Here is a 15,164-nt window from a genome sequence, read left to right as displayed (position 1 = left end):
CCGCGGTTTCGCGATTCGCGCGAAACGCCGTCGAACCGCGCTATTTTCAGCATCTGGCGGCCAGATTCTTGCCTTTTTCCGAATTGCACCGGAAAACGCTGCTCGCTGCGTGCGTTATTGTGCGACGCGCAATAATCCCGCACGTAGAATAGGTCGCATCGAGAAGGCGCGGGAAAGGACATGGATCGGATCGAATGCGTGGTAATCGGGGCGGGCGTCGTCGGGCTCGCCATCGCGCGGGCGCTCGCATTGCGCGGGCGCGAAGTGATGGTGCTGGAAGCGGGCGAAGCCATCGGCATCGGCACGAGTTCGCGCAACAGCGAGGTGATACACGCGGGCATCTACTATCCGCGCGGCTCGCTGAAGGCGGAACTGTGCGTGCGCGGGCGCGAAATGCTGTACGCGTTCTGCGAGGCGCACGGCGTGCCGCACCGGCAGTGCGGCAAGCTGCTCGTCGCCACGGCGCGCAATCAGATTCCGCAGCTCGCGGCGATCGAGCAGAAGGGCGTCGAGAATCGCGTGGAAGGGCTCGTGCGAATCAGCGGCGCAGAAGCGAAGGAAATGGAACCGCAACTGCAATGCGTCGAAGCGGTGTATTCGCCGCGCACGGGCATTGTCGATAGTCATCAGTACATGCTCGCGCTGCAAGGCGACGCCGAAAATCATGGCGCGGGAGTGGTGTTTCATACGCCGGTTGTGAGCATCGAGGCGCGCGAAGGCTGCTTCATCGTGGAGACGGGCGGGCAGGCGCCGGCGCGTTTCCGGGCGTCGTATCTGATCAACAGCGCGGGGCTGCATGCGAACGACATCGCGCGGCGCATTCGCGGCCTCGACGACCGACACGTGCCGCCGCTCTACTTCGCGAAGGGCAACTACTTCAGCGTGAGCGGACGCGCGCCGTTCGAGCGCCTCATCTATCCGATGCCGAACGAAGCGGGACTCGGCGTGCATCTGACGATCGATATGGGCGGGCAGGCGAAGTTCGGCCCCGACGTGGAATGGGTGCCGTCGATCAACTACGACGTCGATCCGCGTCGCGCCGATTCCTTCTATGCAGCCATTCGCGCGTATTGGCCCGGCTTGCCCGACGGCGCGCTGCAACCGGCGTACGCCGGCATTCGGCCGAAGCTCTCCGGTCCCGGCCAGGCGGCGGCGGATTTCATGATCCAGGGCAAATCGGCGCATGGCGTGCCGGGGCTCGTGAACCTGTTCGGCATGGAATCGCCGGGGCTGACGGCGTCGCTCGCCATTGGCGAACGGGTCGCCGACATGTTGCGCTGAGCGTTCATTAACGCTTATCTCCGACATTTGTCCTCATCGAAACGCTTGTGTGTTGTTATGCTCGGGCATCGCCGTCGTGAGAACGGCGCTTTCCCCCAATACAACATGGAGCGAGTCACCATGAAGACATCCCGTCGCACATTTCTGATGACGAGCGTAGGCGTTGCGTCGACGCTCGCGCTCGGCTCGCGCGTCGCTTTCGCCGATGCGCCGAAGGTCGAGGAAAGCGATCCGACCGCGCAGGCGCTCGGCTACAAGATGGACGCGAGCAAGGTCGACAAGGCCAAGTTCCCGAAGTACGCAGCGGGCCAGGATTGCGGCAATTGCCAGTTCTATCAGGGCAAGGCGTCCGATCCGTTCGCGCCGTGCCCGATGTTCGGCGGCAAGCAGGTCGCCGCGAAGGGGTGGTGCAGCGCCTACGCGAAGAAGGCCTGACCTAGAACCGACGACCACGACGAAGCGCGCCCGGCTGCGAAGCCCGGCGCGCTTTTCTTCGTTGCTTGTCGCTTGATAAGGCCACGCGCGGTCTTTACACTCGCCAAGGAAAAAATATCCCGGCCGCGCAAGCCCGGCGCCGATCGATCAATCTACAGGGATTTGCATGGCAGACAGACCATTAAATGCGCGCGCGGTAAGCGCGGCGGTGATCGGCAACGCGTTGGAATGGTACGACTTCGTCGTATTCGGCTTCATGACGGTGGTGATCGCGCGGCTCTTCTTCCCGAGCGACAACGACTACTCGTCGATTCTTCTCACCACGGCCAGCTTCGGCGTGGCCTTCGTGATGCGGCCCGTGGGCGGCATCGTGCTCGGGCTGTACGCCGACCGCGCCGGGCGCAAACCGGCGCTCACGCTCGTGATTGCGCTGATGACGCTCGGCATTCTGCTGTTGGCGATTGTGCCGCCTTACTCGGCCATCGGCATCGGCGCGCCCATTGTGATCGTCGTCGCGCGGCTGTTGCAGGGCTTCTCGGCGGGCGGCGAGTTCGGCAGTTCCACCGCGCTTCTGATCGAGGCGGCGCCGTTCTCCAAGCGCGGTTTCTACGGCAGCTTCCAGATGGCGAGTCAGGCGGCGGCGCTCTTGCTCGGCGCGGTCGTGGGCGCGGCGATCTCGCGCGGGCTGTCGCCGCAAGCGCTGGAGTCGTGGGGCTGGCGCGTGCCGTTCATCATCGGGCTCGTGATCGGGCCGATCGGCTTGTATATCCGCCGCAACATGTCGGACACGGAAGCGTTCATGCACGTGAAGAAGACCGCGCGCCGCGCGACGCTCGGCGAGGTCTTCCGCACGCATGGCCGTGAAGTGCTGTGCGGTCTCGGCGCGGTGATCGCGCTGACGGTGACGGTCTACGTGCTGATCGCGTATCTGCCGACGTTCGCCGTCAAGCAACTCAAGCTGCCGTACGGCCAGTCGTTCACGGCGCTGATCGTCGGCAATCTGCTGTTGACGGTGCTCTCGCCGGTGGCGGGCGCGTGGTCCGACCGCATCGGACGCAAGGCGCTCACGCTGTGGTCGCTCGGGATCACGCTCGTCATCATCTATCCGCTCTTCGCGTGGCTCGCGGCGGAGCCGAGCGTGATGCGTCTCGTGATCGTGCAGGCCGCGCTCTCGATCGTGCTGTCGGGCTACTACGGGCCGTTCGGCGCGCTGCTCTCCGAGCTGTTTCCCGCGCACCTGCGCTCGACCGGCCTTTCACTCGCATACAACATCGCGGTGATGATCTTCGGCGGCTTCGGGCAATTCATCGTGACGTGGCTCATTCGCGTCACTGGCTCGCAACTCGCGCCGACGTTCTATGTGATGGGCGGCGTCGTGCTCTCGCTGATCGCGGTGGCGGCGATTCCCGCGACGCGCCACGCCGACGTCGACGAAGCGCGCGAATTCACTCGCTAGGCGGCATTGCATGAAAGTGATCGAAAGCGGCAAGTTCACGGCCGAGCGCGCGTGGGGCGCGCTCGATATCTGCGTGATGAACGGCACGTCGTGCCGTCTGCACTGGACGGATGCGCCGTACAAGTGGCACGTGAATGACGGCGAAGAGGTGTTCGCCGTGATGGACGGCGTGGTGCGCATGCACGTGCGCGACGCAGAAGGCGAGCGCACGCTGACGCTGAAGGCGGGCGATATCTTCCACGCCCAAGCCGGCGACGAGCATTACGCCGAGCCGGTCGGCGCGGCGCGCATTCTCGTGATCGAGAAAGAAGGGAGCGTCTGAGCGAGGCTCAGCGCGAAAGGCCCGCTGCGACCAGCAGTTCGGCGAGCGCTTCGGTCATGCCGCCTTCGTGCGTTTCGGCGCGTTCCTTCAGTTGCTTCACGAGCTTTTCGTCGAGCTTGCACGCAAAGGGGACGAGGCCTTTCGCCTGATCCAGCTTGCGCTGCTCGCGTCGGTCGGCTTTCGGCGCATCGGCCGCGCCCACGCGTGCGCGCCCGCCTTGCTTGAGATCGTTGGCAAGTTTGAACGCCTTGTTTTGTTCCAGCTGGAATTTGTTCACGTAATGCTCCGGGGCCGCAGTGTCGATGGAGCCGTATTGTACTGGCCCGGCTGCGGCGCTTGCCCGTGCTCGCTTCAAGCCGGACCGGTTTCCGCCATCGCGTCGATGCGCGCGCGCATGCGCCGCCAATGCGAGCCTTCCCAGAACACGCGCCGGCAGACATCGCAGGTGACGAAGCGCGTGTGGCGTTCGCGCACGCCGTCGGGGACACGGCCGTCGACCTCGTCGGGCGCGGCGGCGCGCAGCGGCGCGTTGCACATCAGGCACAGGCGGAACGCGCGCACATGGGCGGCGAGATTCAGCCGGTCCGCGATCTCGCGCCATTGTTCGTCCGGTTGCAGCGCGCGCACGTAGCAGCCGTGCAGCACGGTGCGGCGCTTGAGCAACTCACGGTCGCGGGTGAGCACGACGCGCGATTCTTCGTGCGCGAGGCGCTCGATTTCATCGTCCGGGAAGTTGTTGTCGTAGCGCGTGTCGAAGCCCGCGAGCCGCAGCAGTTGCGCGAGCCCGCCGAGATGCGCGTCCGCGATGAAGCGCACATTCGCCGGCTGCAAAGGCGGGCGCAGCAACGAGCCACCATCCGCGACATCGGGCGGCGCGTGGCCCGCCGGATACACCTCGATGCAATCGCCGGGCTGGATCTGCGCGTCGAAGCCAGCGGGCACGCCGTTACGCACGATCAAGCCGACTTCGGTGTGCGGCACGCCGAGCGCTTCGATCATGTGCTTCGTCGACGATGTCGGCGGGCACGCGCACTCGAACGTTCGCCCTCGCTGCGGCCGGGCGAGGAAGTCGTTCAGTTCATCGTGAAAATGAAAGCGCGCGTTGACCATGCGAGCAAGTATGGCATTGCGCGCCGCTGCGTGCTGCCGGGCGATGTGCTCTACTGGCGCACGGCCGCGCGCCGTGGGCGCGACGGGAACTCAGTGAAAGGAGCACAGGCAATGGATATCGGATTCATCGGATTGGGCGAGATGGGCGGCGCGATGGCGAGCAACGCGCTGAAGGCGGGGCACTCGGTGCGCGTGTGGAACCGCTCGCGCGAGAAAACCCGGGCATTGGCGGACCAGGGCGCGTCCGTGGTCGATACGCCGGAGCAGGCGTTCTCCGGCGATGCCGTGTTCTCCATGCTCGCCGACGACAACGCGCTGCGCTCCGTTCTCGTCGAAGGCGGCTTGCTCAAGCATGCGTCGAAGGGCCTCGTGCACGTGAACATGGCGACGATCTCGACTGCGCTCGCCGTCGAACTCACGCAGTTGCACGCGCAGCACGGCGTCGGCTATGTGGCGGCGCCGGTGCTCGGCCGCCCGGATGTCGCTGCGGCGGGCAAGCTCAACATTCTCGCGGCGGGCGCGGACGCGGACATCGAACGCGTGCAGCCGGTGCTGGATGCAATGGGCCAGAAGACGTGGCGCGTCGGCCAGCAGCCGGAGCACGCGAACGTGCTGAAGCTCGCGGCGAATTTCATGCTCGGCTCGGCGATCGAAACCTTCGGCGAAGCGGCGGCGCTCGTCACGGGACACGGCATCGAGGCGCAGACCTTCCTCGATGTCATCACGAACTCGCTGTTTCCGGGCCCGGTGTACCAGGGCTACGGGAAGATGATCGCGGAGCGCCGCTATGAACCGGCGCTCTTCAAGGCGCGTCTCGGGCTGAAGGACGTGCGCCTCGCGATTGCAGCCGGCGAAGCCGTGAACGTGCCGTTGCCCGTGGCGAGCGTGGTGCGCGATAACCTCGTCGATGCCCTCGCTCACGGCGACGGCGAGAAGGACTTCGCGGTGCTGGGGCAAGTGGCGGCGCGGCGCGCAGGACAGTGATTTCCAGACGAGAAGACGCGGCATAATCGCAGTCCCGCTCTTCTTAGGTAGACCGCAATGAGTCTGCATGTCTGGTGGATGTTCGTCGCCACGGTGTTTGTCATATCCGCGATTCCGGGTCCCAACATGCTGCTCGTGATGACGCACGGCGCGCGTTTCGGCCTGCGCCGCTCCGTCGCGACGATGGCCGACAGTCTGAGCGCGCTCGTTTTGATGCTGTCGGTATCGGCGGCGGGGCTCGGCGTGTTTCTCGAGGCGTGGCCGCGTTTCTTCGATGCGCTGCGCCTCACCGGCGCGGCGTATCTTGTCTGGCTCGGCGTGAAGAGCTGGCGCGCGAAGGCGAGCGCGGTCGAGGTGCGCGACGAAAGCGGCGGCGCGCGTGCTCGGTCGACGGGGCCATCGGCGCTTTATCGCAACGGCTTCCTCGTTGCAGGCAGCAATCCGAAGTCGATCCTCTTCGCGGCGGCGCTGCTGCCGCAATTCATCGACGCGGCGCGGCCCGTGCTGCCGCAGTTCGCCGTGCTCGTCGCGACGCTCGCGGTGATCGAGGTGAGCTGGTTCACGGTCTATGCGGGCCTCGGCGCGCGCATCGGCGAGAAGCTGAAAAGCGCGGCGGTCGCGCAGGCGTTCAATCGGCTGACGGGCGGCCTGTTCGTCGGCTTTGGCGCGATGATGGCGCTGCTGCGGCATTGAGCTTTCACCGCCGATGTTATGTGCGCTAGCGCTCGAAGCGTCGAGCGAACGGGCGCACAGTTTGCTCGATTTGTGTTGGAGTTTGATTCGATGCCGAACATACGCGGGCAGGCGAGCGATGGATAGTGGCCTCGGGCATCGGTCTTATGTTTGCGGCGAAACCGTTCGCAGGCTCGTGTTTGGCGGAGCAGTTTGGGCGGACTTCGATAAGGTTCGCGCTGCAGCGGGCGGCAGACCGCGCGTTGGGAAATGCCGAGACGCTGAAAGCGCCTGATGCTTTCCAGCGCACGCCGTGTCTGCGCTTAACGGGTTAGCCGCGGCGCACGCGGTTTGCGAGAGCCGCGATGCATGGACTCGCTGCGCGTGCGTAGGCGCGGACTGTGAGGCGTTGGTTTCGGACGGAGTTGAGTTGCGGAAAACGGCGGAACGGGATGCATGGGGCTGCACGGAAGGCTAAAGCCTAAGTACGGCCGACCGCGAACCAAGCACTACAACCCTGACTGCGGCCGACCGCGAAGCATGAAGCAGCACGAAAAGCGAAAGCTCTAAGAGGCGTTAACAGAATGACTTTTGCAGCTGCCGCCAGCATATGATGCAGCAAGCGATTTTGAGGAAAGCCTCGTGTATGAAAGCGAGCCGTTCGAAGCGGATGCGCAGTCGGCGGAAGTTGTGAAGCCACGAAATGGTCCGCTCCACGACCCAGCGTGTTTTGCCCAGCCCGCTTCCATGAGGCTGACCGCGTCGAGCGATTTCGGTTGCAATGCCGGCGGCATGCAGTGGACGTCGGTATTTGTCGTGGTCGTAGCCTCTGTCGCCCTGAACGACCCGAGGCTTCGATAGCGGTCTGCCACGCTTGCCGCTGATGGGCGGAATAGCCTCGACCAGCGATTGAAGTTGAGTGACGTCGTTTCGGTTGGCGCCGGTCAGTATCACCGCAAGCGGGATACCCTGGGCCTCGGTGATGAGATGGTGCTTTGAACCGGGTCGCGCGCGGTCTGTGGGATTCGGTCCTGTTTTTGACCTGAGCCCACAGCGCGGATTGAGGAGGAATCGACGATGACGCGAGACCAGTCGATTTGGTCGGCTGCGCGCAATCGCGCAAGCAGCACCTCGTGCAACTGCTCCCAGACGCCGGCGGCCTGCCAGTCACGCAAACGACGCCAGCAACTCATGCCACTGCCGCAGCCCATCTCGCGAGGCAATAGGTCCCAACGCAGGCCCGTCTGTAAGACGAAGAGGATGCCCGTGAGCACCGCACGATTATGGAGCGGCCTGCGCCCTGGGTAACGGGTTCGTCGTGGGTTGGGCGGGGGCAGCAGCGGTTCAATGAGTGCCCACAGTTCGTCGTCGAGTATCGGCTTGGCCATGTCCTTTTCGTCGTCGAAACAATGAAAAGGTTAACAGCATTCATCGAGAGTTAACAGCCCCTTCGCTCATTTTGTTAAGGCTTCTAAGTGCCGCCCGACCGGGATGCACGGAGCTGCAAAAAAGGCCGAACCCCCAACGCGGCCGACGGCGATGCATGAAGCAGCACAAAGGCCAAAGCCCTAAGCGCAGCCGACCGCGATGCATGGAGCCGCACTAGGACCAAAGCCCTAAGTGCGGCCGACCGCGATGCATGGGACCGCACGAAGGGCTAAAGCCCTAAGCGCAGCCGACCGCGATGCATGGGACCGCACCAGGGGCTAAACCCTAACTGCGGCCGACCGCGATGCATGAGACCGCACTAAGGGCTGAAGCCCTAACTGCGGCCGACAGGAGACACGGATGCAAGCGAAGATTTCAGGCGTCGCGCTCGCCGCACTTTATTGCGGTGTGCTGACGACCGCGACCGCCGCCCGCGCCGACGATACGCCGAGCCCTTGCGATGCGCTCAAGCACATCGTCGCGGCATCGCCGACATTCTCCTCGCTCACGGCCAGCGACGGCCGGCCGCTCGCGTTGCCTTACGGCGACGACGCGCAGTGCGCCGCCTCGCAGGCGAACTATCGCTGCACCTGGACGCCCCACGCCGGCTCCAGCGCCGACGCGCTGCAAGGCGTGGCTGCGGACATCGCCTCGTGCCTGCCGGACGCGACGCACGATCAAAACTCGCCCGCGCGGCAGCATTTCTATCTCGGTGCACGCGGCGCGCGCACGGAAATCACGGCGGCATCAGCCGGTTCCAACAAGCTGAAGCTCGAAATCTCCGCCAACCGGTGAGGCCATCATGACCAAGCGCATCCTGATAGCCGATGACGACGACGACGCGCTCGCCGGCCTCGCGAATCTGCTCAACGGCATGGGTCACGAAGTGGCGCTCGCCGCCAACGGCGCGCAGGCCGTGGAGGTGGCCGCGCAGTTCGCGCCCGAAGTGGTGATTCTCGATCTCGGCATGCCGCTCGTCGACGGCCTCGCCGCCGCGCGGGCGCTGCGCGAGTCGCCGAATGGAGCCGCGATGCTGCTCGTCGCGCTAACCGGATGGGGCCAGCCGCAGCATCGCGATATGACGCTGGAAGCGGGCTTCGACATCCACCTCGTCAAACCTATCTCGGCGGATCAACTGCAATTCATCCTGTCGATGACACAGCCCTAAGCACGCTTGTTGCAACGCACCAAATTTCTTGGTATAGTGGTTCCTGTCTCCTCCATGTCTCCACTGATATGGATTCAGCCCGCCGACCTAGGCGGGCTTTTTTTCGTCCGTCGGTTTCGTGTTGCGGCGCATGAAAAAGCCGGCCCGCAGGCCGGCTCGTCCTCGACACGGTGTCTGAATCAACGCCTTCAGCGCGCCAGCCCCGTCGTTTCGTCGGCGCCGATGGCGAGGTTCATGCACTGAATCGCCGCGCCCGACGCGCCTTTGCCCAAATTGTCCAGCCGCGTCACGGTGACAAACCGCTCGTCGTTGCCGAACACGAAGACGTCGACGCGATTCGTGTCGTTGCAGGCTTGGGCGTCGAAGAAGCCGTTGTCCAGATTGCTGTCCGCATCGAACGGCATCACGCGCACGAACGGCTCGCCCGCATAGTACTCGGCGAGCATGTCGCGCACGTCCTGCGGCTTGGCGGCGCGCGTGAGCTGGTCGGGCGAGAAGTACGTCGTGACCGCGAGACCCTTCAGGAACGGTCCGACGATCGGCGTGAAAATCGGCGCGCGCGACAAACCGGTGCGCACGGACATTTCCGGCAGATGCTTGTGCGTCAAGCCGAGCGCGTAGGCGCGCGGGCTATTGAGGCGCACGTCGTCGCCCGCTTCGTATTCCGCGATCATCTTCTTGCCGCCGCCGCTGTAGCCGGTGATCGAATAAGCGTGCGCGTGGAAATCGGCCGGCACGAGCCCGCCCGCGACGAGCGGCTGCATGGACAGCACGAACGCCGATGCGTGGCAGCCCGGCACCGCGATGCGCTTCGCCGTGCGCAGCCGTTCACGCTGCGCGCGCGAAAGCTCGGGCAGGCCGTAGGCCCAGTCGTCGTGCGTGCGGAAGGCGGTGCTCGCGTCGATCACGCAGGTCCGGTCGTTGCCCGGCTCCACGAGCGAAACCGACTCGCGTGAGGCGACATCCGGCAGGCACAGGAACGTCACGTCCGACGCGTTGATCAGGCGGCGACGCTCCTCGACATCCTTGCGCTTCGCCTCGTCGATGCGCAGCACTTCGATGTCACGGCGCTGCGACAGATATTCGAAAATCTTCAGGCCGGTGGTGCCTTCCTGTCCGTCGACAAATACTTTCGTGGTCATCTCGATCTCGCTGGTTCGTGGCCGCCGCGCGTGCGCCGCCGCAAAACCGCCATTTTAAGTCGATTTCGCGACCGGTTGATGTCGATTCCTGCGCAGAATTCAACGGCAACGTCCTTGGCGGATTAGCAGGGTTATCGAAGCGGCGCACGCTCGCAGACTGAGGAGAGAAGCCGGGCAGCGCAGCATTTTTACCCCGGCGCGGCCCGGTTCGTAACGGTCGGTGGCACGCGAAGCGTACGCATCGTCGATCCGGACGGGCGCGTCCGCGGAATCAGGAGACTAGCCGCCGAACCCCGCGCGGCTGCCGCTGACGCGTCACGACGCGACCGGCGCCGCTTCCGATGCGCCCGGACGGTCCGCCCACCGCGCGGCGACGGCGGCGATGCGCGCGCCGAAGGTCTTCGCCGTCTCGATATCACCGGGCGGCGGCGCTTCTTCCGGCGACGCATCCGCGGGCGCTTGCGTGAGCAGGCCCGTGAAGCCGCCGACGAAGTTCAGGTCGTTGCGCGTGGCCGCTTTCGTGTTCGACGGCATCAGGCCCGCGCCGACCCAGATCATGCCGTGCTGCATCGCCAGCGTGACGAAGTAGGAAATGGTCAGGAACTTGTCGCCGTTCATGTGCGCGGAGTTGGTGAAGCCCGCCGCGATCTTGTCTTTCCACTTCTGCTCGAACCAGGGCTTGGAACTGGCGTCGGCGAATTTTTTGAAGTCGGCGGACGGTCCGCCCATGTAGGTCGGCGCGCCGAACACGATGGCGTCGGCGGCTTCGAGCTCGGCCCAGGCGGCGTCGTCCATCTCGCCGACGGGCATCAGCTTGCCGTTCGCGCCGGCGTCGGTTGCGCCGGCGAGCACGGCTTCCGCGACTTTCTTCGTGTGACCGTAGCCGCTGTGATAGACGATGACGATGTTCGGCATGATTCCCTCTAGCCGCGCGTGGCGGCGCGCGCGAGCGACGCGCGTGTTGCATGGTGAGCGGCGGTCGTGTCCGGATGCGTTATTCGCGGCGCTGCAAGGCGCACAGCGCGGCCGAAACCTGGACGCATGGACGCAGTCAGTCTAGCGCAGCCGTTTTCCGTGCTACCGGGGCTACCGCACGCTCACATGCACGCGGCGAAACAATCGCGCGGGGCTATCGTCCGACGGAAAAGGTCAGTTGCGCGCTGGCGATGGCGGTCGCGCGGATTTCGTGATCGAACATGAGCGCGGGCGTGCCCTGACGCAGGCGCAAGTCGTCGCTATTCAGCGCGTACACGGTCACGACGTAGCGATGCGGCTTGCCGGGCGGCGGGCAGGGGCCGCCGTAGCCGTCCGTGTCCCAGTCGTTGCGCGCCTCGACCGCGCCGACCTTGCGCAGCGCGCCCGAGGCGCTCGCATTCGCCGGCAAGTGCGTCACGGTCGGCGGAATGCCGGCGACGGCCCAGTGCCACCAGCCGCGCCCCGGCGCATCGGGATCGAGAATCGTCACGGCGAAGCTGCGTGTCTGCGCCGGTGCGCCGCGCCACGAAAGCTGCGGCGAGCGGTTGCCGCCCTTGCAATCCGAATCGTTGAAGAGCAGTTCGTGCCCGATGGTCTTGCCCGGCGCCAGTTCCGGGCTCGTCACGGAGAAGACGTCCTGCGCGGCCGCGCCGCGCGCATGACACAGCAGCGCCGCCGCGCTGGCGACGCCGAGCGTAAATGCAGCGACAGCGTGACCGGAACGCACGATCCGACATGCGAGGCGCATGGCTGACTCCTGGCAGCGGCTGGAACCCATATAGCAGCGTTTCGCCGGCTGCAACGATGTTTTTTGTCTCAGTGATGCGCTTCGTAGGAGGTTGCAGTTTAACATTGCAACAAAGCATTAAAAGCTTGATCCTTGGGCCAAACCTATGGCGCGAAATCAGTCGTCTTTCTTTGTGCGCGCGGCTGATGGTGAAGACTCAAACTCGTAGATCAACATATGAACCATTTGAACTTGATTCGCGTGGCAGTCAGTCGACCGGATTTGGGAGAAGAATAAATGAGCCAGCGAATTCAGGTCATCATTGCAGACGACCATCCTGTGATTTTGTTCGGCGCCGCGCAGGCGCTCAGCAAGTTTCCGGAAGTCGATGTCGTTGGCCAGGCGCGTCAATCCACCGAACTCGTCCAGCTATTGCAGAAAACGCCGTGCGACGTGCTGGTGACGGATCTCGCCATGCCCGGCGGTTCATACGGCGACGGCATGCCGCTCCTCGGCTACATCGGCCGCCAGTTTCCGAAAGTGCGGCTCGTCGTGCTGACCATGCTCGAAAATCCGGCTTTGCTCAAACGTTTGCGCGAAGTCGGCGTCGTGTCGATCATCAACAAGGCCGACGACATGAACCACATCGGTTGGGCCATTCAGCATGTGATGCGCGGGCAGGAATATCTCGGGCCGTCGGTGAAGGCGGCGCTCGACAGCATGGGCATCGGCGCGTCGGGGCAGCAGCGCGGCGTCATTCTGTCGAAGCGCGAACTCGAAGTGGTGCGCCTTTTCGTGTCCGGCATGACCATCACGGAAATCGCGGGGCAACTGCGGCGCAGTATCAAGACCATCAGCACGCAGAAGAACACGGCAATGCGCAAACTCGGCATCGAGCGAGATTCCGAGTTATTCCAGTACGCGCAAAGCAACGGATTAATGAACCTCTCTGCCTATACGGGCGACGGTACACTGGAAGATTCGCCGCTGCCGGATTCCAAATCCTTATAGACGCCAATCTTCCAAAATAAAAAAGCCGCTGACTCAAATCAGCGGCTTTTTGTTTTAATCGCCTGACAGCAACGATTAATTATTGCGGCGTGGCAGTGGCGCCGCCGTGCGCGGCCGACCATTCGGCCGGCGCATGCAGAAACTTCTCGACTTCATCGAGCGTCTTGGTTTCGAAATAGCCCTGTTCCTTCGCGACCCGCAACACGTCCCACCACGTGGCGAGCGCGTGGAGATCCACGTCGATGTCCTTCAGAACGGACACGCTCTCCTTGAAGATGTTGTAGTGGAAGAGCACGAAGCAGTGGTTCACCGTCGCGCCGGCCGTGCGCAGCGCGTTGATGAAGTTGATCTTGCTGCGGCTGTCCGTGGTCAGGTCTTCGACCAGCAGCACGCGCTGGCCTTCAGTCAGCAGACCTTCGATCTGCGCGTTGCGGCCGAAGCCCTTCGGCTTCTTGCGCACGTACTGCATGGGCACCATCAGACGGTCGGCGATCCACGCGGCAAACGGGATGCCGGCGGTCTCGCCGCCCGCGACGGCGTCGATCTGCTCGTAGCCGACATCGCGCAGAATGGTCGCTTCGGCCATTTCCATCAGGCCGCGACGCACGCGCGGATACGAAATCAGCTTGCGGCAGTCGATGTACACCGGGCTCGCCCAGCCGGACGTGAAGATGAACGGTTTTTCCGCGTTGAAGTGCACCGCCTGCACTTCGAGCAGCATCTTGGCGGTGGTGTCGGAGATCGTCTGGCGATCGAAGCCTGTCATGGGCGAATCCTTGGACTGATGTGGCGCTTCTGGAAGCGGAAGGCGGCCGCGAGGGCCCTGGCGCATGAACCGGACGCCGACGAGCCGTCTTTCGAAGGGCTGTCCGGCGTTTTTCTGCGCGCGTGTCGACGGGACCCGGCGCTGAAAGCGCCTGCGTTGTCCCATGCACAGCTAACCCGCGATTTTACCCGAGCCTGCGCGGCGGGGCGAGCAGCGCGGCGGCACGCGTCCCGAGCGACTTTTTTCCGGTTGTGACGGCGGGCCGCTCGCCAGTACACTCGCCGCGCCTTCCGATTCATTTTCGCGATGAGACCCGCTTCCCGCCCGACCGATTCTTCCGATTTGCCTGCTCCGTCGCCTCGCCACGCGTGGCATGCGCTCGCCGCATCCGTGCTCGGCTACGCGATGGACGGCTTCGACCTGCTGATTCTCGGCTTCATGCTTCCCGCGATCGCTGCCGACTTGCACCTGACGCCCGCGCAATCCGGCGCGCTCGTCACGTGGACGCTCGCGGGCGCGGTGGCGGGCGGCGTCGTGTTCGGCGTGCTGTCGGACTACTTCGGGCGCGTGCGCATGCTCACGTGGACCATTCTGGTGTTCGCCGTCTTCACGGGCCTCTGCGCGCTCGCACGCGGATACGGCGACTTGCTGTTCTATCGCACGATGGCGGGCGTCGGGCTGGGCGGCGAGTTCGGCATCGGCATGGCGCTCGTCGCGGAAGCGTGGCCCGCGCGACAGCGGGCACGCGTGTCGTCGTATGTCGGGCTCGGCTGGCAGCTCGGCGTGCTCGCCGCAGCGCTCCTCACGCCGCTACTTCTGCCGATGATCGGCTGGCGCGGCATGTTCGCCGTCGGCTTGCTGCCGGCCGTCGTCTCTTTTCTGGTGCGGCGGCGCGTGGCCGAACCTGCGCTTTTCACCGCGCGCCGCACCGAAAACCCCGCGCGCAAGTTGCCGCTGAAGCGCCTGTTCAACAATGCGCGGACCGCGCGCGCGAGCCTCGGCGTGATCGTGCTGTGCTCGGTGCAGAACTTCGGTTATTACGGGCTAATGATCTGGCTCCCGAGCTATCTGTCGAAAACGTTCGGCTATTCGCTCACGAAGTCCGGCGTCTGGACGGCCGCGACCGTGCTCGGCATGGCGCTCGGCATCTGGCTGTTCGGCATCGCGGCCGATCGCTTCGGACGCAAGCCCGCGTTTCTCGCGTATCAGATCGGCGCGGTCGCCATGGTCTTCGTCTATTCGAATCTGACGAGCCCGGCCGCGCTCCTGATCGGCGGCGCGGCGATGGGCGTGTTCGTCAACGGGATGATCGGCGGCTACGGCGCGCTGATTTCCGAGATCTATCCGACCGAAGCGCGCGCCACTGCGCAGAACGTGCTGTTCAACATCGGGCGGGCGGTCGGCGGACTCGGGCCGGTCGTGGTGGGCGCGCTCGCGGCGCGCTATACGTTCGCGGTGGCGCTCGCGTTTCTCGCCAGCATCTATCTGCTGGATGTCGCCGCGACCCTCTTTCTGATCCCCGAAAAGCGCGGCGCGGAACTCGACTGAAAGGCGCGGCGCGCCTCTTCTTCCGACGAAACGCACGCCCAGCAACGCTTCCGCATGAAATGCTGCGTCGCGCCATTTGGGATACGCGGTGTACACTGAACAGCCAAAAACAAGGCTCCGTTCGCCCGCTTCATCCCTG

Annotated in this window: 17 protein-coding genes; 10 read left to right on the top strand and 7 right to left on the bottom strand. The window is 64.6% G+C overall.

Going from position 1 to position 15,164, the window contains the following annotated elements; translation table 11 throughout:
• Positions 1 to 180 precede the first annotated feature (180 nt).
• From LDZ24_RS12765 to LDZ24_RS12750, 4 genes are all read left to right on the top strand, one after another.
• Positions 181 to 1,281, top strand: coding sequence for an NAD(P)/FAD-dependent oxidoreductase (locus LDZ24_RS12765; protein ID WP_248320669.1), 1,101 nt, complete (start codon positions 181 to 183; stop codon positions 1,279 to 1,281).
• Between the two features lie 120 nt (positions 1,282 to 1,401).
• Entirely contained in the window at positions 1,402 to 1,716 is a 315-nt protein-coding gene (locus tag LDZ24_RS12760; protein ID WP_248320668.1) for a high-potential iron-sulfur protein, read from the top strand.
• 166 nt (positions 1,717 to 1,882) lie between these two features.
• Positions 1,883 to 3,172, top strand: coding sequence for an MFS transporter (locus tag LDZ24_RS12755; RefSeq protein WP_248320667.1), 1,290 nt, complete (start codon positions 1,883 to 1,885; stop codon positions 3,170 to 3,172).
• A gap of 10 nt (positions 3,173 to 3,182) precedes the next feature.
• Complete coding sequence (locus LDZ24_RS12750) at positions 3,183 to 3,494, top strand: cupin domain-containing protein (RefSeq protein ID WP_206467172.1); 312 nt, start codon at positions 3,183 to 3,185, stop codon at positions 3,492 to 3,494.
• Positions 3,495 to 3,501: 7 nt separating this feature from the next.
• Here LDZ24_RS12750 and LDZ24_RS12745 read toward each other — a convergent pair whose 3' ends face one another.
• Both LDZ24_RS12745 and LDZ24_RS12740 read right to left on the bottom strand, forming a co-directional pair.
• Entirely contained in the window at positions 3,502 to 3,771 is a 270-nt protein-coding gene (locus LDZ24_RS12745; RefSeq protein WP_175938313.1) for a hypothetical protein, read from the bottom strand.
• 74 nt (positions 3,772 to 3,845) lie between these two features.
• Positions 3,846 to 4,604, bottom strand: coding sequence for a Mut7-C ubiquitin/RNAse domain-containing protein (locus LDZ24_RS12740; protein ID WP_248320666.1), 759 nt, complete (start codon positions 4,602 to 4,604; stop codon positions 3,846 to 3,848).
• Between LDZ24_RS12740 and LDZ24_RS12735 the strand changes: the two genes are divergently transcribed.
• Positions 4,584 to 5,588: an NAD(P)-dependent oxidoreductase gene (locus LDZ24_RS12735; protein ID WP_371747351.1), complete on the top strand. Its 1,005-nt coding sequence runs from the start codon at positions 4,584 to 4,586 to the stop codon at positions 5,586 to 5,588. The two genes, LDZ24_RS12740 and LDZ24_RS12735, sit on opposite strands and share 21 nt — an antisense overlap.
• A 57-nt stretch (positions 5,589 to 5,645) precedes the next feature.
• Positions 5,646 to 6,281, top strand: coding sequence for a LysE family translocator (locus tag LDZ24_RS12730; RefSeq protein ID WP_248320664.1), 636 nt, complete (start codon positions 5,646 to 5,648; stop codon positions 6,279 to 6,281).
• 555 nt (positions 6,282 to 6,836) lie between these two features.
• On the opposite strand, the gene LDZ24_RS12725 is transcribed toward LDZ24_RS12730, so the two are convergent.
• Positions 6,837 to 7,648, bottom strand: a protein-coding gene (locus tag LDZ24_RS12725) for an IS5 family transposase (protein ID WP_248320663.1) whose coding sequence is annotated in 2 segments (ribosomal slippage) — positions 6,837 to 7,300 and positions 7,300 to 7,648 — 813 coding nt in all. Because the reading frame shifts where the segments join, the coding sequence is not laid out codon by codon here.
• A 400-nt stretch (positions 7,649 to 8,048) separates the two neighbouring features.
• Here LDZ24_RS12725 and LDZ24_RS12720 point away from each other — a divergent pair.
• On the top strand, positions 8,049 to 8,483 hold the full coding sequence (locus LDZ24_RS12720; RefSeq protein ID WP_248320662.1) for a hypothetical protein: 435 nt from the start codon (positions 8,049 to 8,051) through the stop codon (positions 8,481 to 8,483).
• A gap of 7 nt (positions 8,484 to 8,490) precedes the next feature.
• A complete protein-coding gene (locus LDZ24_RS12715) occupies positions 8,491 to 8,856 on the top strand; it encodes a response regulator (protein ID WP_248320661.1) in 366 nt (121 codons plus the stop codon).
• A 188-nt stretch (positions 8,857 to 9,044) separates the two neighbouring features.
• On the opposite strand, the gene argC is transcribed toward LDZ24_RS12715, so the two are convergent.
• The 3 genes from argC to LDZ24_RS12700 form a co-directional block, all read right to left on the bottom strand.
• Complete coding sequence (gene argC, locus LDZ24_RS12710) at positions 9,045 to 9,998, bottom strand: N-acetyl-gamma-glutamyl-phosphate reductase (RefSeq protein ID WP_248320660.1); 954 nt, start codon at positions 9,996 to 9,998, stop codon at positions 9,045 to 9,047.
• 315 nt (positions 9,999 to 10,313) lie between these two features.
• The gene (locus LDZ24_RS12705; protein ID WP_248320659.1) at positions 10,314 to 10,913 is read right to left on the bottom strand and encodes a flavodoxin family protein; all 600 of its coding nucleotides are present in this window, start codon (positions 10,911 to 10,913) and stop codon (positions 10,314 to 10,316) included.
• A 214-nt stretch (positions 10,914 to 11,127) separates the two neighbouring features.
• Positions 11,128 to 11,721 (bottom strand): YbhB/YbcL family Raf kinase inhibitor-like protein, encoded by a 594-nt coding sequence (locus tag LDZ24_RS12700; protein ID WP_248320658.1) that lies wholly within the window; start codon positions 11,719 to 11,721, stop codon positions 11,128 to 11,130.
• A gap of 276 nt (positions 11,722 to 11,997) precedes the next feature.
• Here LDZ24_RS12700 and LDZ24_RS12695 point away from each other — a divergent pair, with 276 nt between their 5' ends.
• Entirely contained in the window at positions 11,998 to 12,711 is a 714-nt protein-coding gene (locus LDZ24_RS12695; RefSeq protein WP_248320657.1) for a response regulator, read from the top strand.
• Positions 12,712 to 12,790: 79 nt separating this feature from the next.
• On the opposite strand, the gene LDZ24_RS12690 is transcribed toward LDZ24_RS12695, so the two are convergent.
• The gene (locus tag LDZ24_RS12690; RefSeq protein WP_175938293.1) at positions 12,791 to 13,477 is read right to left on the bottom strand and encodes an orotate phosphoribosyltransferase; all 687 of its coding nucleotides are present in this window, start codon (positions 13,475 to 13,477) and stop codon (positions 12,791 to 12,793) included.
• 306 nt (positions 13,478 to 13,783) lie between these two features.
• Here LDZ24_RS12690 and LDZ24_RS12685 point away from each other — a divergent pair, with 306 nt between their 5' ends.
• Complete coding sequence (locus tag LDZ24_RS12685; RefSeq protein WP_248320656.1) at positions 13,784 to 15,025, top strand: MFS transporter; 1,242 nt, start codon at positions 13,784 to 13,786, stop codon at positions 15,023 to 15,025.
• The last annotated feature ends 139 nt before the right edge of the window (positions 15,026 to 15,164 follow it).

It is taken from the genome of Caballeronia sp. Sq4a (genome assembly GCF_023170545.1).
Lineage (GTDB): Bacteria > Pseudomonadota > Gammaproteobacteria > Burkholderiales > Burkholderiaceae > Caballeronia.
The sequence above is the reverse complement of the archived record's forward strand: the minus strand, read 5'-3'. Positions and strand labels throughout refer to the sequence as shown.